The organism is Roseococcus sp. YIM B11640, assembly GCF_049727625.1.
Taxonomy (GTDB): Bacteria; Pseudomonadota; Alphaproteobacteria; order Acetobacterales; family Acetobacteraceae; genus Roseococcus.
The window spans coordinates 1-21,201 of record NZ_JBBJOZ010000009.1 but is presented as its reverse complement, the minus strand read 5'-3'; the positions used below and the strand labels follow the sequence as shown (position 1 = coordinate 21,201).

The 21,201-nt window shown below is 68.6% G+C and carries 17 protein-coding genes; 7 read left to right on the top strand and 10 right to left on the bottom strand.

What is annotated here, in order from left to right; all coding sequences use genetic code 11:
* Positions 1-24: 24 nt before the first annotated feature.
* The gene (locus WJM96_RS22600; RefSeq protein ID WP_424814828.1) at positions 25-1,551 is read left to right on the top strand and encodes an AMP-binding protein; all 1,527 of its coding nucleotides are present in this window, start codon (positions 25-27) and stop codon (positions 1,549-1,551) included.
* Positions 1,552-1,582: 31 nt separating this feature from the next.
* On the opposite strand, the gene WJM96_RS22595 is transcribed toward WJM96_RS22600, so the two are convergent.
* The 9 genes from WJM96_RS22595 to WJM96_RS22555 all read right to left on the bottom strand — a co-directional run bounded on the left by WJM96_RS22595 (position 1,583) and on the right by WJM96_RS22555 (position 10,684).
* A complete protein-coding gene (locus WJM96_RS22595; protein WP_424814847.1) occupies positions 1,583-2,473 on the bottom strand; it encodes a branched-chain amino acid ABC transporter permease in 891 nt (296 codons plus the stop codon).
* Positions 2,474-2,575: 102 nt separating this feature from the next.
* Complete coding sequence (locus WJM96_RS22590; protein WP_424814827.1) at positions 2,576-3,460, bottom strand: branched-chain amino acid ABC transporter permease; 885 nt, start codon at positions 3,458-3,460, stop codon at positions 2,576-2,578.
* Positions 3,453-4,694: an ABC transporter substrate-binding protein gene (locus WJM96_RS22585; protein WP_424814826.1), complete on the bottom strand. Its 1,242-nt coding sequence runs from the start codon at positions 4,692-4,694 to the stop codon at positions 3,453-3,455. Before WJM96_RS22585 ends, WJM96_RS22590 begins: the two co-directional genes overlap by 8 nt.
* Positions 4,695-4,761: 67 nt before the next feature.
* Entirely contained in the window at positions 4,762-5,991 is a 1,230-nt protein-coding gene (locus WJM96_RS22580) for an ABC transporter substrate-binding protein (RefSeq protein ID WP_424814825.1), read from the bottom strand.
* Between the two features lie 63 nt (positions 5,992-6,054).
* A complete protein-coding gene (locus WJM96_RS22575; protein ID WP_424814824.1) occupies positions 6,055-7,290 on the bottom strand; it encodes an ABC transporter substrate-binding protein in 1,236 nt (411 codons plus the stop codon).
* 31 nt (positions 7,291-7,321) lie between these two features.
* A complete protein-coding gene (locus WJM96_RS22570; protein ID WP_424814823.1) occupies positions 7,322-8,026 on the bottom strand; it encodes an ABC transporter ATP-binding protein in 705 nt (234 codons plus the stop codon).
* Entirely contained in the window at positions 8,019-8,804 is a 786-nt protein-coding gene (locus tag WJM96_RS22565; protein ID WP_424814822.1) for an ABC transporter ATP-binding protein, read from the bottom strand. The genes WJM96_RS22570 and WJM96_RS22565 overlap by 8 nt, the downstream gene beginning before the upstream one ends.
* A gap of 147 nt (positions 8,805-8,951) precedes the next feature.
* On the bottom strand, positions 8,952-9,530 hold the full coding sequence (locus WJM96_RS22560) for an amino acid synthesis family protein (protein WP_424814821.1): 579 nt from the start codon (positions 9,528-9,530) through the stop codon (positions 8,952-8,954).
* On the bottom strand, positions 9,527-10,684 hold the full coding sequence (locus WJM96_RS22555; protein ID WP_424814820.1) for an amidohydrolase family protein: 1,158 nt from the start codon (positions 10,682-10,684) through the stop codon (positions 9,527-9,529). Before WJM96_RS22555 ends, WJM96_RS22560 begins: the two co-directional genes overlap by 4 nt.
* Before the next feature lie 93 nt (positions 10,685-10,777).
* On the opposite strand from WJM96_RS22555, the gene WJM96_RS22550 reads away from it, so the two are divergent.
* The 5 genes from WJM96_RS22550 (at position 10,778) to WJM96_RS22530 (ending at position 17,425) form a co-directional block, all read left to right on the top strand.
* Positions 10,778-11,539, top strand: a complete 762-nt coding sequence (locus WJM96_RS22550; protein ID WP_424814819.1) for an FAD binding domain-containing protein — start codon at positions 10,778-10,780, stop codon at positions 11,537-11,539.
* The gene (locus WJM96_RS22545) at positions 11,536-14,187 is read left to right on the top strand and encodes a molybdopterin-dependent oxidoreductase (RefSeq protein WP_424814818.1); all 2,652 of its coding nucleotides are present in this window, start codon (positions 11,536-11,538) and stop codon (positions 14,185-14,187) included. Before WJM96_RS22550 ends, WJM96_RS22545 begins: the two co-directional genes overlap by 4 nt.
* Positions 14,181-15,668, top strand: a complete 1,488-nt coding sequence (locus tag WJM96_RS22540) for a 6-hydroxynicotinate reductase (RefSeq protein ID WP_424814817.1) — start codon at positions 14,181-14,183, stop codon at positions 15,666-15,668. The genes WJM96_RS22545 and WJM96_RS22540 overlap by 7 nt, the downstream gene beginning before the upstream one ends.
* Positions 15,665-16,534 (top strand): UPF0280 family protein, encoded by an 870-nt coding sequence (locus WJM96_RS22535; protein WP_424814816.1) that lies wholly within the window; start codon positions 15,665-15,667, stop codon positions 16,532-16,534. Before WJM96_RS22540 ends, WJM96_RS22535 begins: the two co-directional genes overlap by 4 nt.
* 105 nt (positions 16,535-16,639) lie before the next feature.
* On the top strand, positions 16,640-17,425 hold the full coding sequence (locus WJM96_RS22530) for a hypothetical protein (RefSeq protein WP_424814815.1): 786 nt from the start codon (positions 16,640-16,642) through the stop codon (positions 17,423-17,425).
* 3 nt (positions 17,426-17,428) lie between these two features.
* Here the strand turns inward: WJM96_RS22530 and WJM96_RS22525 are convergent, their stop codons facing one another.
* A complete protein-coding gene (locus WJM96_RS22525; protein WP_424814814.1) occupies positions 17,429-18,190 on the bottom strand; it encodes an MOSC domain-containing protein in 762 nt (253 codons plus the stop codon).
* Between the two features lie 121 nt (positions 18,191-18,311).
* On the opposite strand from WJM96_RS22525, the gene clpB reads away from it, so the two are divergent.
* Positions 18,312-20,903 (top strand): ATP-dependent chaperone ClpB, encoded by a 2,592-nt coding sequence (clpB, locus tag WJM96_RS22520; protein ID WP_424814813.1) that lies wholly within the window; start codon positions 18,312-18,314, stop codon positions 20,901-20,903.
* The last annotated feature ends 298 nt before the right edge of the window (positions 20,904-21,201 follow it).

Sequence of the window (21,201 nt, the reverse complement as noted above, 5' to 3'; positions counted from 1 at the left end):
GCGTGCAAGCGCGGGAGGTTGTGAATGAACCTGGCGGGGCTGCTATGGCGCGCGGCGCGCGTGAGGGGCGGGGATACGGCGATCTTCCTCGGTGAGCGCCCCGTCGCGACGCATGTGGAAACCGCTGTCCGGGCGGCGGCGCTGGCGGGTGGCATGCGCGGTCGCATGGGCCTCGTGCCCGGCGACCGTGTCGCGCTGCTCATGACCAATGGGCCGGATTACCTCCCCTGCCTCTTCGCCTGCTGGCATGCCGGCCTCATCGCCGTGCCGGTGAATGCCAAGCTCCACGCGAAGGAGGTCGCCTTCATCCTGGAGAATTCCGGCGCCAAGCTGCTGCTGGTCACCGCCGATCATGCCGATGTGGCCCAGGAAGCCGTGGCTTCCATGGCCGCGCCGCCCGAAGTTCTGGACGCTGAGAGTGCCGGCCTGCGCGGCGTCTCGCGGGGCGAGCCGGCAGCCATGCATCCCGCCGCCGCCGATGATCCGGCCTGGCTATTCTACACGAGTGGCACCACGGGCCGGCCGAAGGGCGCCACGTTGACCCATCGCAACCTCATGGCCATGGTGCTCGGCTACTTCGCGGATGTGGACGCCATCGCGCCGGGCGACACGGTACTGCACGCGGCGCCCATGTCGCACGGCTCGGGCCTCTACGCGTTGCCGCACGTGGCGGCCATGGCCGCCCACATCCTGCCCGAGAGCGGCGGCTTCGAACCGGACGAGGTGGCGAGCCTCCTCGGCCATCACCGCGGTGTCACGATGTTCGCCGCGCCCACGATGGTCGGCCGGCTGGTGCGCTGGCCGGGCATCGGCGACGCCGACCTCCGCGGGCTGAAGACCATCATCTATGGCGGCGGGCCCATGTACCTCGCCGATTGCCAGCAGGCGCTGGAGGTGCTGGGCCAGCGCCTCGTGCAGATCTACGGCCAGGGCGAGAGCCCCATGACCATCTCCGTCCTGCCGCGCTGGTGCCATGCCGATATCGAGCACCCGCGCTACCTCGATCGCCTCGCTTCCGTGGGCTTCGCGCAGGGCGCCGTGGGGCTGCGGGTCGTGGCCCCTGACGGCACGCCGCTTCCTGCCGGGGAGACCGGCGAGGTGATCGTGCGGGGCGACAGCGTCATGACCGGCTACTGGCGCAACGCAGCGGCCACGGAGGACGCGTTGCGCGACGGATGGCTCTGGACCGGAGACATGGGCGCGATGGACGGGGACGGCTTCCTGACGCTGAAGGACCGCTCGAAGGACGTCATCATCAGCGGCGGCACCAACATTTACCCGCGCGAGGTGGAGGAGGTCCTGCTGCGCCATCCGGATGTGGCGGAGGTATCGGTGATCGGCCGGCCGCATGCCGATTGGGGCGAGGAGGTTGTGGCCGTCGTCGTGCCGCGTCCGGGCGCCGCGCCGAGTGCCGCGATGCTGGATGCGCTCTGCCTGGAGCACATCGCTCGGTTCAAGCGGCCCAAGCATTACCGGATGGTCGAGGCGCTGCCGAAGAACAGCTACGGCAAGGTGTTGAAAACCGCCCTTCGCCTCGAACAGGACGGCTGAGGGGCGGGGGCTCGCGCCCCCGCCGCCTTCGTTACAGCCGCACGCGCAGCCAGTTGCCGATTTCGCCGACCAGGCCGCGGCGGAAGGCCAGCACGCAGATGACGAAGATCACGCCCTGGATCACCGTCACCCAGGCGCCGAACTCGGCCAGGTAGTTCTGCATGGTGATGATGACACCGGCGCCGACCACCGGCCCGAAGATGGTGCCGAGTCCACCGACCAGCGACATCAGCACCACCTCGCCCGACATGGTCCAGAAGACGTCGGTCAGGGTTGCGATGCCGAAAACGATGGACTTCAGCCCGCCCGCGATCCCCGAGAGTCCGGCGGAGAGCACGAAGGCCATCAGCTTGTAGTCGTCTGTCCGGTAGCCGAGCGAGGTGGCGCGGGGCTCGTTCTCGCGGATCGACTTCATCACCATGCCGAAGGGCGAATGGACGATGCGGTGGATCAGCAGGAAGCCCAGCAGGAAGACGCCTGCCGTCACCCAGTACATGTTGATGTCCCGGCTGAGGTCGAGGAAGCCGAGGAAGGTTCCGCGCGGGATGGATTGGATGCCGTCCTCGCCGCCGGTGAAGGGCGCCTGCACGCAGAAGAAGTAGACCATCTGCGCGAAGGCCAGCGTGATCATGGCGAAGTAGATGCCCTGCCGGCGGATCGCGATCCAGCCGATGACAAGGCCGAGCGCCGCGCCCACCGCGCCCCCGATCAGGATCGAGAGCTCCGGCGGCAGGCCCCAGACCTTGGCCGAGTGGCCGGCGAGATAGCCGCCCATGCCGAAATACGCCGCATGCCCGAAGCTCAGCAGGCCGACATAGCCGATGAGCAGGTTGAACGCGCAGGCGAAGAGCGCGAAGCAAAGCAGCTTCATCAGGAAGACGGGGTAGAGGAAGAAAGGCGCGATCAACAGCGCGGCCAACATGACCGCGAAGGCGATGAGCTGCGCTTGCGTGAAGCCGAAAAGCAGCGTCCGCTGCTCCTGCCGGAAGTCGGTGCCGCTGAAGCTACCGGTGGCCGCCATGGCTCAGGCCCTCCCGAACAGGCCGGCGGGGCGCGCCAGCAGCACGATGGCCATGACCACGAAGATCACGGTGGAAGAGGCTTCCGGATAGAACACCTTGGTCAGACCCTCGATGATGCCGAGCGCGAAGCCCGTGATGACGGATCCCAGGATGGATCCCATGCCGCCGATGACGACGACCGCGAAGACGATGATGATGAGGTTGGCGCCCATCTGCGGGTTCACCGAATAGATCGGCGCCGCCAGCACGCCCGCGAAGGCCGCCAAGGCAACGCCCGCGCCGTAGGTGAGCGTCATGAGCCGCGGCACGTTGATGCCGAAGGCCTGGACCAGTGCCGCGTTCTCGGTGGAAGCACGGAGATAGCTGCCGATCTTCGTCTTCTCGATGACGAGCCATGTCGCCAGGCACATGACGAGCGCCACGATCACCACCCAGCCGCGATAGATGGGCATGAACATGAAGCCGAGATCCCAGGCGCCCTGCAGCTCGTTCGGGATGCGATAGGGCAGGCCGGAGCTGCCATACTGGTTGCGGAACACGCCTTCGATGATGAGGCCGAGGCCGAAGGTGAGCAGCAGTCCGTACAGGTGATCGAGCTTGTACAATCGCGCGATCATGGTTCGTTCGAGTAGGATGCCGAAGGCACCCACCAGCAGCGGCGCCAGGATCAGCGCTCCCCAATAGCCGATGCCGAGGTAGTTCAGCAGCATCCAGGCGGCGAAGGCCCCCATCATGAACTGCGCACCATGGGCGAAGTTGATGACGTTGAGCATGCCGAAGATGACGGCCAGACCCAGCGACAGAAGCGCGTAGAAGGCACCGTTGATCAGGCCGAGCAGCAATTGGCCGAAGAGCAAGGGTGCGGGAATCCCGAAAATCTCATCCATGCGGCATTGATCCTCTGACGAGCGGGCAACCGCCCTCGTGCAACGGCCGGAAAGCTTGGTCGGCCGGGTTGGTGGTGATGGTCCGGTAGTAGTCCCAGGCCCCGCGGGATTCCTCGGGGGACTTCACCTGGAACAGGTAGGAGGGGTGCAGCTTGCGGCCGTCGGCGCGGATGGCTCCTGAGCCAAAGGCATCGTCCTCGGTCGGCATCGCCTTCATGCGCGCCACGGTGGCGGCGCCATCCGCCTTCGCGGCGGCGGCGCCGAGCGATGCGGCGGCCTTGAGGTAGTGCGCGACCGCGCTGTAGCAGCCCGCTTGCACGGCGCCCGGCATGGCCTGGCCCGGCATGCGGGGCTGGACCCGCTGGGAGAAGGCGCGGCTGCGCGCGTCCATGTCCCAATAGAAGGCTTCCGTGAGCATCAGGTCGCGCGCGACGGAGAGCCCGAGGCTGTGCACCTCGTGCAGGCTCATCAGGAGGCCGACGAGCCGCATTTCCCGATGCAATCCGAATTCGCGCGCCTGGATTACGCAATTGGCGGTGTCCGCGCCGGCATTGGCGAAGCCCAGGACCTTGGCGCGGGAGGCCCGCGCGGCCAGCAGGAAGGAGGAGAAGTCGGTCGTCGCGGGGAAGGGATAGCGGATCGAGCCGGCCGCTCGGCCGCCCTCTGCTTCCACGAACTGAGTCACGTCCCGCTGCAGCGCGTGGCCGAAGGCATAGTCGGCGGTGATGAAGAACCAGCTGTCGCCGCCGTTGCGCGTGACTGCGGCGCCGGTGCCCTTGGCCATCATCCAGGTGTCGTAGGTCCAATGGACCGTGTTGGGAGAACAGGCGGTGCCAGTCAGTTCCACCGTCGCGGCGCCGCTGTTGAGCAGCACCTTGTTCTTTTGCCGCGCGACCGTGCTGACGGCGAGCGCCACCGAGCTTGTGGGCACGTCGATGATGACGTCCACGCCCTGGTCGAACCATTGCCGCGCGATGTTCGCGCCGAGGTCAGGCCGGTTCTGATGGTCCGCCTGAACCATCTCGACCGAAAGGCCGAGGCCGCCCGCGAAGTCTGACAGCGCCTGCTGCACGCAGGCGACACTGCCGGGCCCTGTGGGATCGCGGTAGGGGCCCGAGAGATCCGTCAGCACGCCCAGCCGCAGCGGCGCGCGCGCCTGCGCCCACGCCGGCCCGAAAGGCAGCACCGCCAGGCCGCTGGCGGCGGCAAGCAGTTCTCGGCGGGGCGAACGCATCAGGACTCCTCGGCAGATGGTGAAGGGAGGCGGCGCGGCTCTTGGCGGCCGCTTCCGCCCGGTGAGATCAGCTGCGGATCAGGGGGCAGTTGCCCTCGTTGAGCGGACGCCAGGCCTGATCGGCCGGCGTGGTCTGCAGCAGCTTCAGATAGTCCCAGGGACCGCGGGATTCGGCGGGCGACTTCACCTCGAAGAGGTAGGAGGGGATCATCATCCGGCCGTCCTCACGCAGCGTGCCGCGGCCGAAGGCCTCGTCCTCAACCGGGATGCGCTTCATGCGGCTGATCGTCTCGGCGCCCGAGGCCTTGGCCGCCGCGATGCCCATGTCGGCCACGGCCTTCAGGTAGTGCAGGGTGGCCGAGTAGTTGCCGGCCGTGACCATGTTCGGCATGGCGCGGTTGTTGAGGCGCGGCTGCACGCGGCGGCTGAAGGCGCGGGTCCGGTCGTCGAGATCCCAGTAGAAGCTCTCCGTCATCACCAGGCCCTGCGCGCTTTCGAGGCCGAGCGCATGGACATCCGCGATGAACATCAGCAGCGCGGCGAGCTTGGTGCCGCGGCGCGTCAACCCGAATTCGGCGGCCTGCTTGATGCTGTTGATGGTGTCGGCGCCCGCATTGGCGAGGCCGATGACCTTCGCGCGGCTGGCCTGCGCCTGCACCAGGAAGGAGGAGAAGTCGCTCGTCGCCGGGAAGGGATAGCGCACGCTGCCGACCACCCGGCCGCCATTGGCACGGACGAAGTTGGAGGTGTCGCGCTCCAGCGCATGGCCGAAGGCATAGTCGGCCGTGATGAAGAACCAGCTGTCGCCGCCCGCGCGCACCATGGCGCCGCCCGTGGACTTGGCGAGCATGTAGGTGTCGTAGACCCAGTGTGCCGTGTTGGGGCTGCACTGCGGACCGGTGAGGTCGGCGGTCGCGGCGCCCACGTTGATGTAGGCCTTGTTCTTCTCGCGGGCGACCGTGTTGACGGCGAGGCCCACGGAGGAGGTCGGGACGTCGAGGATCATGTCCACGCCTTGGTCGAACCATTGGCGGGCGATGTTGGCCCCGACATCCGGGCGGTTCTGGTGATCCGCGCTCACGACCTCGACGTTGAAGCCGCGGCCGTTGCCGAATTCCTGGGCGGCGATTTGCGCCATGATAACGCCGTTCGGTCCACCGATATCGCGGTAGGGGCCGGACTGGTCGTTCATCACGCCGATGCGGATGGTATTGGCCTGGGCTCGCGCGCGGCCGAGCGGCATGGCCCCTAGCGCGGCGGTGGCGCCCAGGAGGGCGCGGCGTTCGATCCTGCTCATTGGTTCATTCTCCCTGGTGTGGTGGCGGGCGGTCTTTGCCGCCTCGCCCCGTCTGTCGTCAGTTCAACGCACGAGCGCGCAGCCCCCTTGAGCGATCGGGCGGAACGCCTGGTCGGCCGGGGTGGTGCTGAGCAGCTTGTAATAGTCCCACGCGCCACGGCTCTCGCCCGGCGCCTTCACCTCGAAGAGGTAGGAGGGATGGATCTTGCGGCCATCGGCGCGGATGCTGCCGGGGCCGAAGGCATCGTCGTCCGTGGGCATGGACTTCATCTTGGCGATGGCCTCCGCACCGCTCGCCTTGGCCGCCGCCACGCCCATCTCGCCGACCGCCTTCAGGTAATGCAGAACGGACGAGTAGCAGCCCGCCTGCACCATGGAAGGCTTGGCGCCGCCCGCGAGCGACATGCGCGTGGAGAGGCCGCGCGTCTTGTCGTTCAGATCCCAATAGAAGGTCTCGGTCAGCACCAGGCCCTGCGCGGTCTGCAGGCCCAGCGAATGCACGTCCGTGATGAAGACCAGCAGCCCCGCGAGCTTCACGCGCCCGCCGCGCGTCAGACCGAACTCCGCCGCCTGCTTGATCGAGTTGATCGTGTCGCCGCCGGCATTGGCGAGGCCCACGACCTGCGCCCGCGAGGTTTGCGCCTGAAGCAGGTAGGAGGAGAAGTCCGTCGTGCCCGGGAAGGGCGTCCGGACCTGGCCGACGACGCGGCCCCCCGCGTTGCGCACGAATTCAGAGGTGTCGCGCTCCAGCGCGTGGCCGAAGGCGTAGTCGGCGGTGAGGAAGAACCAGGTCTGCCCGCCCGCGCGCACCATGGCGCCACCGGTGGAGCTCGCCAGCATCCAGGTGTCGTAGGTCCAGTGGATCGTGTTGGGCGAGCAGGCGCTGCCCGTCAGGTCGGAGGCCGCCGCGCCGGAGTTGAGGAGAATCTTGTTCTTCTCGCGCGTGATGCCGCTGACCGCGAGCGCCACCGAACTGGTCGGCACGTCGATGATGGCGTCCACGCCGTCGCGGTCGATCCACTGCCGGGCGATGGTGGAACCGACGTCGGGGCGGTTCTGGTGATCCGCCGACAGGATCTCCACCGTCACGCCCCGCTGGGCGATGCCGCTCTCCTGCACCGCGAGCTGAACGGCGCGCAGCGAGCCGGGCCCGGCGAGGTCACGGTAGAGGCCGGACATGTCGGTCAGGACGCCGATCTTGATCGTGTTCGCCTGCGCGCGGGCGCTGCGGCTCTTGAACGCCCCGGCGAGAGGCGCTGCGCCCGCGGCGGCGAGGAGGGAACGACGCTGGATACTCATGGACAGATTTCTCCCTGTGCGGCGCTGATCGTCAGACGCTGAGATACTCGTTGAGACGCTCGAGCGAGGCGTTGAGTTCGCTGTTCGGGACCGTGTCCACGACGCGCCCATGCTCCATGACGTAGTGGCGGTCGGCCACGGTCTGGGCGAAGCGGAAGTTCTGCTCGACCAGCAGGACGGTGAAGCCGCGTGTCTTGAGCTCGCGGATCGTGTGGCCGATCTGCTGCACGATCACGGGCGCGAGGCCCTCCGACGGCTCATCCAGCAGCAGGAGCTTGGCGCCGGTGCGAAGAATGCGGCCGATGGCAAGCATCTGCTGCTCGCCGCCCGAGAGCTTGGTGCCTGGGCTGCGCGCTCTTTCCTTGAGGTTCGGGAAGAGCGTGTGGATTTCCTCCACCGAGAGGCCGCCGGGACGGATCGTCGGCGGCAGCATCAGGTTCTCGGAGACGTCGAGCGAGGCGAAGATGCCGCGCTCCTCGGGGCAGTATCCGATGCCGGCACGGGCCACGAGGTCCGAGCGCAGGCCCACCAGCTCCTTGCCCTCGAAGCGGATGGAGCCGGAGCGGCGGCCGACCAGGCCCATGATGGCGCGCAGCGTCGTCGTCTTGCCCGCGCCGTTGCGGCCAAGCAGCGTGATGACCTCGCCCTCGGCGATCTCGATGTTCACGCCATGGAGGACATGACTCTCGCCGTACCAGGCCTCGAGGCTCTCGACCTTCAGCATCGGCTCAGCCATGGGACGCGATCTCCGGCGCGCCGACGCTGGCGGGATCGGTTCCGAGATAGGCCGCCTGGACTTCCGGGTTGCGGCTGACGGTGGCGTAGTTGCCCTTGGCCAGGACCTCTCCGCGCGCCAGCACGGTGATGGCGTCGCAAAGCCCTTCGACCACTTTCAGATTGTGTTCCACCAGCAGCACGGTGCGGCCCGCGGAGACGCGCTTGATCAGGGCCACGATGCGATCCACGTCATCATGCGTCATTCCGGCCGTGGGCTCGTCGAGCAGCATCATGACGGGTTCGAGCGCGAGGGTGGTCGCGATTTCCAGCGCGCGCTTGCGGCCGTAGGGGAGCTGGCCCGCCTGAAGCTCGGCGTAGGGCGTGAGGCCGACATCCTCCAAAAGTTCCCGCGCACGCTCGTCATACTGTTTCAGAGCGGCGTCGGAGCGCCAGAAATCAAAGCTCGCGCCACGCGCGCGCTGGAGCGCCACGCGCACATTCTCCAGTACCGAGAGGTGGGGAAACACCGCGGAAATCTGGAAGGAGCGCACGAGGCCGAGCCGGGCCACCTCGGCCGGCTTCATGTTGGTGATGTCGCGGCCGTCATAGGTGATGGTGCCGCGTGTGGGTTGCAGGAACTTGGTGAGCAGGTTGAAGCAGGTGGTCTTGCCGGCGCCGTTGGGACCGATCAGCCCGTGGATGCTGTTGCGGCGGATGGACAGGTCCACGTTCTGAACCGCCAGAAAGCCAAGGAATTCCTTGGTCAGCCCTTGGGTCTGCAAAATGATGTCGCTCACTCGAACCTTTTCCCCTCGTCTCTATGGCCCGTGCTTCGGAAGGCGGCCTTATCCCGCCTGTATGACGACCCCAACGGGGCGTTGCAAGCGCCTTCCGTGGCCCAGAGCCGCCAAATAGGCGGCGAGGCGGCACGCGCGGGTGGAACGTTATCGCAGCCCGTCTTCTCCCTTCATCTCGACCGTCGTGAGGCCGCCGATTCGGGGCAGGGGGCGGCCGCCCGTGGCAAGGGCGAGGCAGACCAGGATCTCGTCCGCCATCGGCCCATCGGTCATGCGGGCCTCGACGGCGTCGTAGTGGCTGCGGACGAAAGCGGCGTCCTTGTGGCCGAGCGGCACGTCGATCGCGGCGCCCATCCCGGCGCGCTTCTTGGCCGAGGGGATGAGCGCGGGCCCCTTGCCCAGCGCGGCCCGGACCGGCGCGCCGAATTTCGGGTGCAGGATGGCGGCCGCATGCTCCAGTTCGCCATGCTCGCCGACGATCGCGGCCTTGCCGAAACTCTGGACCGCGGGGCCCGGAACGCCGAGCACGGCGATGGCACGCTCCGCCAGGAGCGCGCCCAACTTTTCGCCGATCTCCACGAGTTCCCCGAGATCCTCGACGAACCGGCCTGCCAGGGGGTTTCGGATGACGGCCATGGAGACGGCGCGGCGGATCGGCGGATCCACCGGCTTTCCCATTTCCTGGAGCGTGTCCTCCAGCGTGACGAGAAGCTTGCGGATGATCATCGGCTCATCTCCGGGATGCGGGCGGCTGGGGGCGTGTTGCGGCTCCGTGCCGTGCGTACCTCGCCATCGACCATGACCATGCCGATCCCCGGCAGCTCGCCAGAAGTGAAGGCTTCCGCCGCGTCCCGGCCGGCACCGCCGATGGGGGCGTCGAGGAAGACCAGATCGGCGGGCGCGCCGACGGCGATCCGCCCTGCCTCGATATTCCGCCAATGCGCGGTATTCCCGCCCGCCGCCGCGATGGCGATCCCCGGATCGAGGTCGCCGAGCGAACAGAGCAGTGAGATCGTCCGCATGACGCCCAGCGGCTGCACGCCCGAGCCGGCGGGGCTGTCGGTTCCGATCACCAGGCGATCGAGCCGCCCCATTTCCCGCAATACGTTCATGGCATGTAGCGCGTTGCGCGGATTGCCGTTGTGGACCACCTCGATGGCGCGTGACGTGCCTTCGATGACCTTCGTCAGCTCGGCGGCCGGCAGCGAGGTCGGCCCGCCATTGATATGCGCGACGATGTCCGCATCCGCGGCGATCACCACCTCGCGCTGCATGAGGTTGGAGCCCGCGATGGAAGGCCCGCCGCAATGGATCATGGAGTAGAGGCCGGCCTTGCGCGCCATGGCCGCCACTTCCACCACCTCCGCCAGGTCCTTGATGGTGCCGAGGCCGATCTCGCCCAGCAGGCGCACCCCGGCGGCGCCCATCTCGTCGTAGTCCGCCTGGGTCATGCCGCGCTCGGGCACCGGCGCGCCGGCCAGCACGCGCGCCCCCATAGGACGGAAGGCCGCGAAGCAGCGTTGGGCTGCGATGGCCAGCGCCTTCACGCCGACAGGATCCTTCGGACGGCCCGGCAGATGCACCTCGCCGGCGCTGATGAGCGTGGTCGTGCCGCCATGCACCATCGCCTCGATCCAGCCGAGCTGGTTCTGGCGCGGCGTCCAGTCGCCGAAGGCAGGGTGGACGTGATTGTCGATGAGGCCCGGCATGACGGCGCAGCCATGGGCATCGATGACGGTCGCGGCGCCGGTCCATTCATCGGCCCGGCCGATTCCGGCGATACGGCCCTCGTCGATGAGGATGGCTTCGGCATCCAGGCGCGGATTCGCGACATCCCCCGAGAAGACGAGGCCCAGCCCCTTCACCAGTATCCGCGCCATTCGCCATCTCCCGCTGTTGGGCCCGGAGCCTAGTTTCCCATTGAGCCCCACGCCAAGGGGTCGCAGAGTAACGTCACACGACGGAGACGGAGCTTGGGCGAATACCGGCGGCCGCGCGGGCTGCGCGAAGCGCTTTCCATTCTGAGCGACGGGCCGTGGCGGCCGATCGCCGGAGGTACGGACATCTTCCCCGCCCGGGCGCATGCCATGGCCTGGGGCGCCCCGACACCGGAGAACCTGCTCGACATCACCGGCATCGAGGAGCTTCGCGGGGTTTCGCGCGGCGCGGATGGCAACTGGCGGATCGGCGCCGCCACCCGCTGGGCGGCCTTGCGCGAAACGGTTCTGCCGCCCGGCTTCGATGCTCTCCGTACAGCGGCGCGCCAGGTGGGCGGGCGGCAAATTCAGGCGCGCGCAACCCTGGGTGGTAATCTGTGCAATGCGTCCCCGGCCGCCGATGGTGTGCCGCCCCTGCTTGTGCTGGATGCCGAGGCCGAGATCGCGAGCCGCGAGGGAAGCCGCAGGCTGAAGCTCGGCGACTTCATACTGGGCAACAGGCGCACCGCATTGATGGCCGGCGAGTTGCTGGTGGCCCTGCATATCCCGGCGCATGCGGCCGAAAGCCCCTCGGTTTTTCTCAAGCTCGGCGCTCGGGCGCATCTCGTGATCTCGATCGTGATGGTCGCCGCGAATGCGGCGGGGCGCGTCGCGGTCGGTTCCTGTTCGGAGGTCGCGCGGCTGTGGGGGGCGGAGGGAGGCCTCTCGCCCATCGATGACGTCCGGGCCACCGCGGATTATCGCGTGGCGGCGGCGGCGGAACTGGTGTTCCGCGCCCGCGAAAGCTTGGCGGCATGATCGGCATGATCGTGAACGGCGTCGCGCGGGACCTGGAAATGCCGGGCGAGACGCGGCTGGTCGACGCCTTGCGTGACCGGCTGGGCCTCACCGGAACCAAGGTGGGCTGCGACGCGGGCGACTGCGGTGCGTGCTCCGTCCTGATCGACGGCGAGCAAGCCTGCGCCTGCCTGGTGCCTGTCGGCCAATGCGACGGCGCGCGGATCGAGACCATCGAGGGCATCGCCGTCACTGAAGCCGGGCGTGAGCTCGCCTCCCGCTTCCACGAGCATGGCGCGGCCCAGTGCGGCATCTGCACGCCCGGCATGCTGATGGCGGGCACGGAGCTGCTGCGCCAGAACCCGGCCCCCTCCGAGGCCGAGGTCGAGGAGGCGCTGGGTGGCGTCCTCTGCCGCTGCACCGGCTACAGGCGGATCATCGACGCCGTGCGTGGAGTACGCGCGGAGGTAGGCGATGGTGCCGTGGGCCAGCGCCTGCCGCGCGTGGACGGGCGCGCAAGGGTCGAGGGGGCCGAGCGCTACGCCGCCGACCTCGCGCCCGCGGATGCGCTCTGGCTGCGCGCGATCCGAAGTCCCCACGCGCATGCCCGTTTCAGGCTGGGCGATATGACGGCATTTCTGGCCGGGCATCCGGGCATCCGTGCCGTGCTGAGCGCCAAGGACGTCCCCGACCGCAACGGCTATGGCATCTATCCGCATATCAAGGACCAGCCGGTCTTCGCGGATGGCCGCGTGTTGTATCGTGGCGATCCGGTTTGCGCCGTGGTGGGCGCGCGCGCGGCGGTGGAGGCGTTACGCTTCGACGCGCTGCCCATCAGCTGGGATGTGCTGGAAGCTCTCGACGATCCGGAGGACGCGTTGGCGGCCGAGCCGCTTCATGCTGCCTGTCCGGGAAATGTGCTGACCACGGGTCTCGTGCGCGCGGGTGATGCCGAGGGGGCTTGGGGCGAGTGCGCGCATGTCGCGCAGGGGGAGTGGCGCACCAGCTTCGTGGAGCACGCCTATATCGAGCCCGAGGCGGGATTTGCGCGCCGGATCGGCGACCGTATCGAGGTCTGGTCCAGCACCCAGGCGCCGGGCATGGACCGCGAGGAAGTGGCGGGTGTGCTCGGCGTGGATTTGGCGCGGGTACGGATCATTCCGTCCGCCTGCGGTGGCGGCTTCGGCGGCAAGCTCGATGCCGGCATCCAGCCGATGCTCGCCGTTGCGGCCTGGGTACTCGACCATCCCGTGCGCGCCGTCTGGACGCGCGGCGAGAGCATGGCGGCCAGCACCAAGCGCCACCCGGCGCGCATCGAGGCCCGGGCGGGGTGCGATGCGGATGGGCGCCTCGTCGTGCTCGATTTCGATGGCATCTACGACACCGGCGCCTATGCGAGCTGGGGGCCTACCGTCGCGGGCCGCGTGCCCGTTCACGCGACGGGGCCTTACCGCGTGCCGCATGTGCGGGCGCGGGCACGGGCGGTGCACACGCACCAGCCGCCCTCGGGCGCCTTCCGTGGCTTCGGCGTGCCACAGGCCGCCATTGCGCAGGAAATGCTGTGGGACCGGCTCGCGGATGCCTGCGGGCTGGACCGGCTCGAGTTCCGCATTCGCAACGCGCTCGTCGCCGGGGACACGACGGCCACGGGGCAGGTGCTGGCGCATTCCGCCGGCCAACGAGTTTGCCTGGAGGCCCTGAGGCCTGCCTGGGACGAGCTGCGCGCTCAGGCTGCCGCGCGCAACGTGCCGGGCGGCGTACTTCGCCATGGCGTCGGCGTGGCGGGCATGTGGTACGGCATCGGCAATACGGGCATGTCCAACCCTTCCGAGATGCGGGTCGTGCTAGGCACGGATGGGCGGCTGACCTTCTTCAACGGCGCCGTGGATATCGGCCAGGGCAGCAGCACGATCCTCGCGCAGATCGTCGCCGAGACACTGGGACTCCCCGTCGCGGCGCTGGGCCATGTGAATGGCGATACGGCATCGACGCTCGATGCCGGAAAGACGAGCGCCTCGCGCCAGACCTTCGTGAGCGGGCGTGCAGCGCAGGCGGCGGCGGCCGACCTTCGGGAGAAGATCCTGCGCGGCAGCAACGCGAGGCTGGGCTGGGACGGCGCGCTGACGCTGGACGGCATGCCGTTCCGCCCCGCCGCTCGCATCGAGGGCCATGGCCGTTTCGATCCACCGACGGTGCCGCTCGACGAGAACGGGCAGGGGATTCCCTATGCGACCTACGGTTTCGCCGCCCAGCTTTGCGCGCTGTCCGTGGATGTGAAGCTCGGCACCGTGAAGCTGGAGCGCTTCGTGGCAGCGCATGATGTGGGCCGCGCGATCAACCCGACGCTGGTGGAAGGCCAGATCCATGGCGGCATCGCACAGGGCATCGGCCTCGCGCTCATGGAGGAATACATCCCGGGCCGTACCGAGAACCTGCATGACTACCTGATTCCGAGCTTCGGCGACGTGCCGCCCATCGAATGCATCCTGATCGAGGAGCGCGAGCCCTTGGGCCCCTTCGGCGCGAAGGGTGTGGGCGAACCCGCGCTGGTGGCGACGGCGCCGGCCATCCTCTCCGCTATCCGCGATGCGACGGGCGCGGAGTTGCATCGCGTCCCGGCCTTGCCACATCGGGTGCTGGAGGCGCTGAAGGCGACAGGCCGATGGTAGATCGCACATCCATCTTCGGGGCCGCCGAGGCCGATGGCATCGTCCGCTGCGATGCTTGTCCCGTGCTCTGCCGCATCCGGCCGGGACGAGCGGGCGCCTGCCATCGCTATGCCAACGACAATGGGCGGCTCATCCGCACCGACCCGCTGGTGCTGCTGAGCCGCGCCGTGGAGGCGGGGGCGCCGGTCGTGCCCTTCCTCGACGCCTCGCAGGACTGGGATGGCGGCATCGCGCCGCCGGCACAGGAGGTCTTCGTCACGGCCATCGGCGCAGGCACCACCTATCCGGACTACAAGCCCGCGCCCTTCATCGTCGGCTCGCAGCATGCCGGTGTGGATACGGTCACCGTCGTGACCGAGGGGATCTTCAGCTATTGCGGCCTCAAGGCGAAGATCGACACCGACCGCCATCTCGGCCCCGAGGCCGCGCGCGTGATGCATGAGGGCGAGCAGATCGGCCATGTCACCACGGCCGAGTATGGCTCGCAGATGCTCAGCATCGGCGGCGTCCGCCATCTCACCGGCGGATCCAAGCGCGAGGGCAACGTGACCTGCGCGGCCATGCTGGCGCTGTGCCGCAAGGAGGCGATCGAGGTCGAGATCGAAGGGGGATCGCGCATCGTGCTGCAGGCGGGCGCGGCGCCCATCGTGAACGGCGTGCCGGAGAGCCGCATGCGCGTCGGTTGCGGCTCGGCCACCATCGGCATCTTCGCGCAGCAATGGCAGGGCCATGTGGACGAGGTGATCGTGGTCGACGACCACATCACCGGCGTGCTGACCGAGCATCAGGCAGGCAAGTGCCTGGACATGCGGCCTTCCGGTGTGCGGGTGCGCGGACGCCGCTCGACGCCTGGGCGCTATTTCCAGGTGGCGCATCCTGGCACGGGCTGGGGCGGCACCGATATCTCCGACCCTCTGAGCCTGATCGAGAGCATCGATCCGAAACTCGCCTGGCCTGGGTTGCGCCTCTTGCTGACCAGCACGACAGGCGAGGATGCCCTCTATGTCGAGCTCGACGAAGCGCTGCGCCCCGTGCCTGCGCGCATGCCCGCGCCCGTGGCCGGCAGCGTCGCGCGCATCGGCGAGAATTGCGAGCCGGCGCTCACCTCCATCCTGTTCATGGCGGGTGCCGGCGGCTCCCTCCGCGCGGGGGTCACGGAGAATCCCATCCTTCTCACGCGCGGCGTGCAGCGGGGCGAGGTCCGCGTGACCATGGGGGGCGCGCCCTGCTACCTTTTTCCGGGAGGGGGGATCACCATCATGGCGGATGTCCTGGCCATCCCGGACGGCGCCTTCGGCCATGTGCCGACGCCCGCCCTGGTCGCACCATTGGAATTCACGCTGCGGGCGGATCTCTATGCGGCTCTGGGCGGCCATGTGGAGCATGCCATGGCCCTGCCGGCGCTGCTCGCTCAATACGGGCAGGAGGCGCAGCGGGAGCCTTGGCCGGCACGAAATCCCTGGCCCGAGGCGCCGGGATGAGCGGGCACTGTCCCCAAAGGGCCTTGCTGCCCGACGGGAGGCTGCATTTGCAGGATGGGCCGATCGATCTCGTGATCGGGCTGGAGGGAACCCGTCCCGCGATCGCGGCCGCGCGGGAGGCGGCGTGGCAAGCCCTGCAGGGGCTCCTGCCGGCCCTGGCGGAGGAGCTTTCCCTGCTGCGCACGCCGCTAGAGGGCGCTCCGCCGGTGTTGCGGCATCCCGTCGCCCGCCGCATGGCCGAAGCTGCCTGGCCTTACCGGTTTCCCTTCGCCACGCCGATGGTGGCGGTGGCCGGGGCGGTGGCCGAGCATATCCTGTCCGCGATCGCCGATGTGCCCGGACTCACGGCCGCGCATGTGAACAACGGGGGCGACATCGCCCTGCATCTGTCGCCGGGAACATCCCTTCGGATCGGGCTCGCAGAAACGCCGGAGGCGCTGACGCCGAGCGGCCTGCTGGTGATTCGCGCGGCCGACCCTATCCGTGGCGTCGCGACCTCCGGTTGGCGGGGGCGCAGCTTTTCCCTTGGCATCGCCGATGCGGTGACGGTGCTGGCAGCGCGCGCGGCGGACGCCGATGCGGCGGCGAGCATCGTAGCCAATGCTGTGGATGTGGATCACCCGGCCATCCAGCGGTGCCCGGCCCGGAATCTGGACCCGGATAGCGACCTAGGGACCCGGCCTGTCACGGTCGCCGTGGAGAACCTGCCCGCGGCGCTGGTGGCGGAAGCCTTGTGTCGGGGTTTGCGGCGTGCCGAGGCGCTTATCGGACGCGGCTTGATCCTCGGCGCCTGCCTGCGCCTGCAAGGCGAGGTGCGGATCGCGGGTGAGGTCGCGATGGCCGCCTTGGAAACAGGTGCAGCCTGACCTCGCGCCACCTTTCGGTCATCATCGGCGTTCAGGAATGCATCCCGGGATGTGCAATCATTCCCGAAACGAATTAGCCTGGGGCGGGCGAGGAGAAAGAAAACGATGAAGAAGTTCGATCCGAGGCTTCGCCGGCGGCTGCTGGTGCTGAACCTGGCCGCTTTCGGCGGGGCGGCGGTGTCGGACATTGCCGCGGCCCAGGGAAACAAGACCGGCCCGCGCCCGTCCCCCGCGCCCGGCGCACCGGGCGGCAAGACCTCTCCGGCCCCGGCACCCCCCTCGCGAAGCGGCGTCAGCGATTCGGACCCGAACGATCCTCCGGGCCAGGGGCGTGGCGGCTCGGGCGGCGGGTCGGGGACCAGCGATTCCGATCCGAACGATCCTCCCGGCCGTGGGCGTGGCGGCTCGGGCGGCGGGTCGGGGGCCAGCGACTCGGATCCGAACGACCCTCCCGGCCGTGGCCGTGGTGGCTCGGGCGGCGGGTCGGGGACCAGCGATGCCGATCCGAATGACCCGCCCGGCCGTGGCCGTGGCGGCTCCGGCGGCAAGCGGCCGCAGCAGCCGCAACGCCCACAAGGGCCGACCGATAACGACCCCAATGACCCTCCCGGCCGTGGCCGTGGCGGCTCCGGCGGCGCTACCGACAATGATCCCAACGATCCGCCGGGGCGGGGTCGCGGCGGTTCGGGCGGTGTCACGGACAATGACCCGAACGATCCTCCGGGCCGCGGCCGGGGCGGCTCGGGCGGGGGAGGCGTCACGGACAACGATCCCAATGACCCGCCCGGCCGGGGCCGGGGTGGATCGCGGCCTTCCGGCCCGACGGATACTGACCCGAACGACCCGCCTGGCCGTGGCCGTGGCGGGCGCCCGGACGAGAAGCAGGCCTGATCCTCAGGCCGGGTCCAAAGGCTCCAGCGCGTCGCCCACCGCGATGCGCCCACCCTCCAGCACCTCGGCCTGAACGCCGAGGTCCATATGGCGGAAATGCTCGCGAAGCGTGCGGGGCGGGTTCGCGTCCCGCTCGCCCGTATCGAGGTTCACCTCGGTCGCCGGGCACCGCACGATGCGCTTCCAGACCCTGAGCCGCGCCTGGCCCAGCTGGATCTCCCGGCCCATCAGATCGAAGTCGCCCCATTCCGGTCCGCCGGAGACATAAATGTTCGCGCGGAAGCGGAGCGGCTGGAGGCGCATCCCCGCCGCGCGCTCCAGCGCCGCCAGGCTTGCCAGTGAGATGATGGAAACCGACTTCTGCGGGATGTCGGTGAAGTTGTAGCCCGGCGCTTCGACGAGACGGAGCCGCCCCCGCGCTTCCTCGGCCAGATAGGCCGTCATGTAATCCTCGATCGAGGCGCGCCCTTCGGGCGTGCGCAGGCTGCCGACGAGCATCTCGCCGTCCGGTTTGCGGATGGCCAGTTCCTCGGTCTTCGGGTCGAAGGCGGTGTGCAGCTTCGCGAGACGCGCATTGGCCATCAGGCAGGCGAAATTCGACTTCCGCATCCAGACCGGTGCGCCCGGGTCGAAGGGTGAATCGCCTTGGGCGAGAGCGAAGCGCCGGTCATGCGGCAGGCATTGACCCTGGATAAGCGTCGCTTCCTCCAGCGCCTCGGCCGAAAGGCCTTTCACCGGGAACCTGTAAATATGTTCAATTCGCATGACTTTTCCCGTCACTCCCTTGAATCCGGGCCTTCTCAATTACCACAATGGCATCATGGACGCGCCGCCCGATCGGGGGCGCATCGATATCGTCGCCTTATCGAAGGGACAGAAAGAAAAGATGGATCTCGAGAAATTCACCGAACGGGCCCGCGGTTTCATCCAGGCCGCCCAGACCATCGCCATTCGGGAGTACCACCAGCGGCTGACGCCTGAGCACCTGCTGAAGGCGTTGCTCGATGACGAGCAGGGCGCCGCGTCTGGCCTGATCGCGGCCGCGGGTGGCGACGTGAACACCGTGCGGGGCCTGGTCGAGGCCGACCTCCGCAAGATTCCGGCCGTTCAGGGCGGGAATGCCGGACAGGCGCCCCAGATTACGCCCGAGCTCGTGCGCGCGCTCGACGCCGCTCAGCAGGCCGCGAACAAGGCTGGCGACAGCTATGTCGCCCAGGACCGGATGCTGCTCGGCCTCGCGACGGCCGCCAGCCCCGCGCAAGCCGCGCTGAAGGCGGGCCGCGTGACGCCCGAGGCGCTGGAGGAAGCGATCGGACGCCTCCGCAAGGGCCGCCGCGTGGACAATGCGAGCGCCGAGGAGAATTTCGACGCGCTGAAGAAGTACGCCCGCGACATCACCGAGGCCGCGCGCAATGGCAAGCTCGACCCGGTCATCGGCCGTGACGAGGAGATCCGGCGCGCCATCCAGGTGCTGGCCCGCCGCACCAAGAACAACCCAGTGCTGATCGGCGAGCCCGGCGTCGGCAAGACCGCCATCGTCGAGGGCCTCGCGCTGCGCATCGCCAAGGGCGACGTTCCCGAGGCGCTGAAGGACAAGCGCGTCATGTCGCTCGACCTCGGCGCCATGGTGGCCGGTGCGAAGTATCGCGGCGAGTTCGAGGAGCGCCTGAAGGGTGTGCTGAAGGAGGTCGAGGACGCTGCCGGCCAGATCATCCTCTTCGTCGATGAGCTGCACACGCTGATCGGCGCGGGCAAGGCGGATGGCGCGATGGACGCGTCCAACCTGCTGAAGCCGGCGCTGGCGCGCGGCGAGCTGCACTGCATCGGCGCGACCACGCTCGACGAGTACCGCAAGCACATCGAGAAGGACGCCGCGCTGGCGCGCCGCTTCCAGCCCGTGCTGGTCGGCGAGCCGAGTGTGGAGGATACGATCTCCATTCTCCGCGGCATCCGCGAGAAGTACGAGCTGCACCACGGCGTCCGCATCACGGACGGCGCGCTGGTGGCTGCGGCGACGCTCAGCAACCGCTATATCACCGACCGCTTCCTGCCCGATAAGGCGATCGACCTTGTGGACGAGGCGTCTTCGCGCCTGCGCATGCAGGTGGACAGTAAGCCCGAGGAGCTCGACGAGCTCGACCGGCGCGTGCTGCAGCTCAAGATCGAGCGCGAGGCGCTGAAGCGCGAGGAGGACGCCGCCTCCAAGGAGCGGCTGATCAAGCTCGAAGCCGAGCTGGAGGAGCTCAGCGAGAAGAGCGCCGCCATGACCGCGACCTGGGAGGCGGAGAAGGGCAAGGTTGTCGAGAGCCAGAAGCTCAAGGAGCAGCTGGACCAGGCCCGCACCGAGCAGGACCTGGCCGAGCGGAGGGGCGACCTGAACAAGGCTGCCGAGCTTCGCTACGGCACCATCCCCGCACTGGAGAAGCAGATCGCCGAGGCGGGCGAGGGTGGCGCGCGGCTGGTGAACGAGGCGGTGACCGAGGAGGGTATCGCCGCGGTGGTTAGCCGCTGGACCGGCATTCCCGTCGAGAAGATGCTCGAGGGCGAGCGGGCCAAGCTGCTGCGCATGGAGGACGAGCTCCGCCGCCGCGTGGTGGGTCAGGAGGAGGCGCTCGAGGCGGTGTCCAAGGCGGTCCGTCGCGCCCGCGCCGGGTTGCAGGACCCGAACCGGCCGATCGGCAGCTTCCTGTTCCTCGGCCCAACGGGTGTCGGCAAGACCGAGCTGGTGAAGGCGGTGGCGTCGTTCCTCTTCGATGACGACCGCGCCATGACCCGCATCGACATGAGCGAGTTCATGGAGAAGCACGCGGTCGCCCGCCTGATCGGCGCGCCTCCGGGCTATGTCGGCTACGAGGAGGGCGGCACCCTGACCGAGGCGGTGCGCCGGCGCCCCTACCAGGTCATCCTCTTCGACGAGGTCGAGAAGGCGCATGAGGACGTGTTCAACATCCTTCTGCAGGTGCTGGACGATGGGCGGCTGACGGACGGGCAGGGGCGGACGGTCGATTTCCGCAATTGCATCATCGTCCTGACCAGCAACCTCGGTGCCCAGGCCATCGCAGAGCTGCCGGACGACACGGATGTGGAGGCCGCACGGCCCGCGGTGATGCGGGCGGTCCGCGACCGCTTCCGGCCGGAGTTCCTGAACCGGCTGGACGAGGTGGTGCTGTTCCGCCGCCTGGCACGGGCCGATATGGGCCAGATCGTGGAGATCCAGCTTACCCGGCTCCGCAGCCTGTTGGAGGACCGGAAGATCAGCCTGTCCCTAGACGCCAGTGCACGGGATTGGCTGGCGGAAGCTGGGTACGATCCGGTTTACGGCGCCCGGCCGCTGAAGCGGGTCATTCAGCGCAACCTGCAGGATCGCCTCGCGGGGATGCTGCTGGAGGGCACGGTGAAGCCTGGAGACGCGCTGGCTGTGACGGCGGGACCGGAAGGCCTGGAGGTCCGGGTCGAGCCGCAGGCGCAGGCTGCCTGAACTGGGCGGAAATCAGCGGTAGCAAGGGGTTGGCGGGTATAATCCACGGATAATGCCCGCCACCCGCATCATGGAAGGCATGCTTTCAGTGCATGCGACCGGGGTTTACAGGCCTGCGCCATCCCCATAAAAGCCGCCTCCACCGACGGGCCACACGGAACGGACGGTGAGGACGGACCGGCCGGCAAGGCTGGCTGGGTCGCCCGAACGGGCCGGTCGTTGGGCCGGTTTTGTTGTTTTGACAATTGTATCTGTTGTGCAGTGAATGCGTATGAGCTGGTCCTTTTGAGGGGATTGG

Bases quoted from the DNA above. Each gene is read 5' to 3' on its own strand.
- WJM96_RS22600 (WP_424814828.1), top strand. From the start codon at position 25: ATGAACCTGGCGGGGCTGCTATGGCGCGCGGCGCGCGTGAGGGGCGGG.
- WJM96_RS22595 (WP_424814847.1), bottom strand. From the start codon at position 2,473: ATGTTGGCCGCGCTGTTGATCGCGCCTTTCTTCCTCTACCCCGTCTTC.
- WJM96_RS22590 (WP_424814827.1), bottom strand. From the start codon at position 3,460: ATGGATGAGATTTTCGGGATTCCCGCACCCTTGCTCTTCGGCCAATTG.
- WJM96_RS22585 (WP_424814826.1), bottom strand. From the start codon at position 4,694: ATGCGTTCGCCCCGCCGAGAACTGCTTGCCGCCGCCAGCGGCCTGGCG.
- WJM96_RS22580 (WP_424814825.1), bottom strand. From the start codon at position 5,991: ATGAGCAGGATCGAACGCCGCGCCCTCCTGGGCGCCACCGCCGCGCTA.
- WJM96_RS22575 (WP_424814824.1), bottom strand. From the start codon at position 7,290: ATGAGTATCCAGCGTCGTTCCCTCCTCGCCGCCGCGGGCGCAGCGCCT.
- WJM96_RS22570 (WP_424814823.1), bottom strand. From the start codon at position 8,026: ATGGCTGAGCCGATGCTGAAGGTCGAGAGCCTCGAGGCCTGGTACGGC.
- WJM96_RS22560 (WP_424814821.1), bottom strand. From the start codon at position 9,530: ATGATCATCCGCAAGCTTCTCGTCACGCTGGAGGACACGCTCCAGGAA.
- WJM96_RS22555 (WP_424814820.1), bottom strand. From the start codon at position 10,684: ATGGCGCGGATACTGGTGAAGGGGCTGGGCCTCGTCTTCTCGGGGGAT.
- WJM96_RS22545 (WP_424814818.1), top strand. From the start codon at position 11,536: ATGATCGGCATGATCGTGAACGGCGTCGCGCGGGACCTGGAAATGCCG.
- WJM96_RS22540 (WP_424814817.1), top strand. From the start codon at position 14,181: ATGGTAGATCGCACATCCATCTTCGGGGCCGCCGAGGCCGATGGCATC.
- WJM96_RS22535 (WP_424814816.1), top strand. From the start codon at position 15,665: ATGAGCGGGCACTGTCCCCAAAGGGCCTTGCTGCCCGACGGGAGGCTG.
- WJM96_RS22530 (WP_424814815.1), top strand. From the start codon at position 16,640: ATGAAGAAGTTCGATCCGAGGCTTCGCCGGCGGCTGCTGGTGCTGAAC.
- WJM96_RS22525 (WP_424814814.1), bottom strand. From the start codon at position 18,190: ATGCGAATTGAACATATTTACAGGTTCCCGGTGAAAGGCCTTTCGGCC.
- clpB (WP_424814813.1), top strand. From the start codon at position 18,312: ATGGATCTCGAGAAATTCACCGAACGGGCCCGCGGTTTCATCCAGGCC.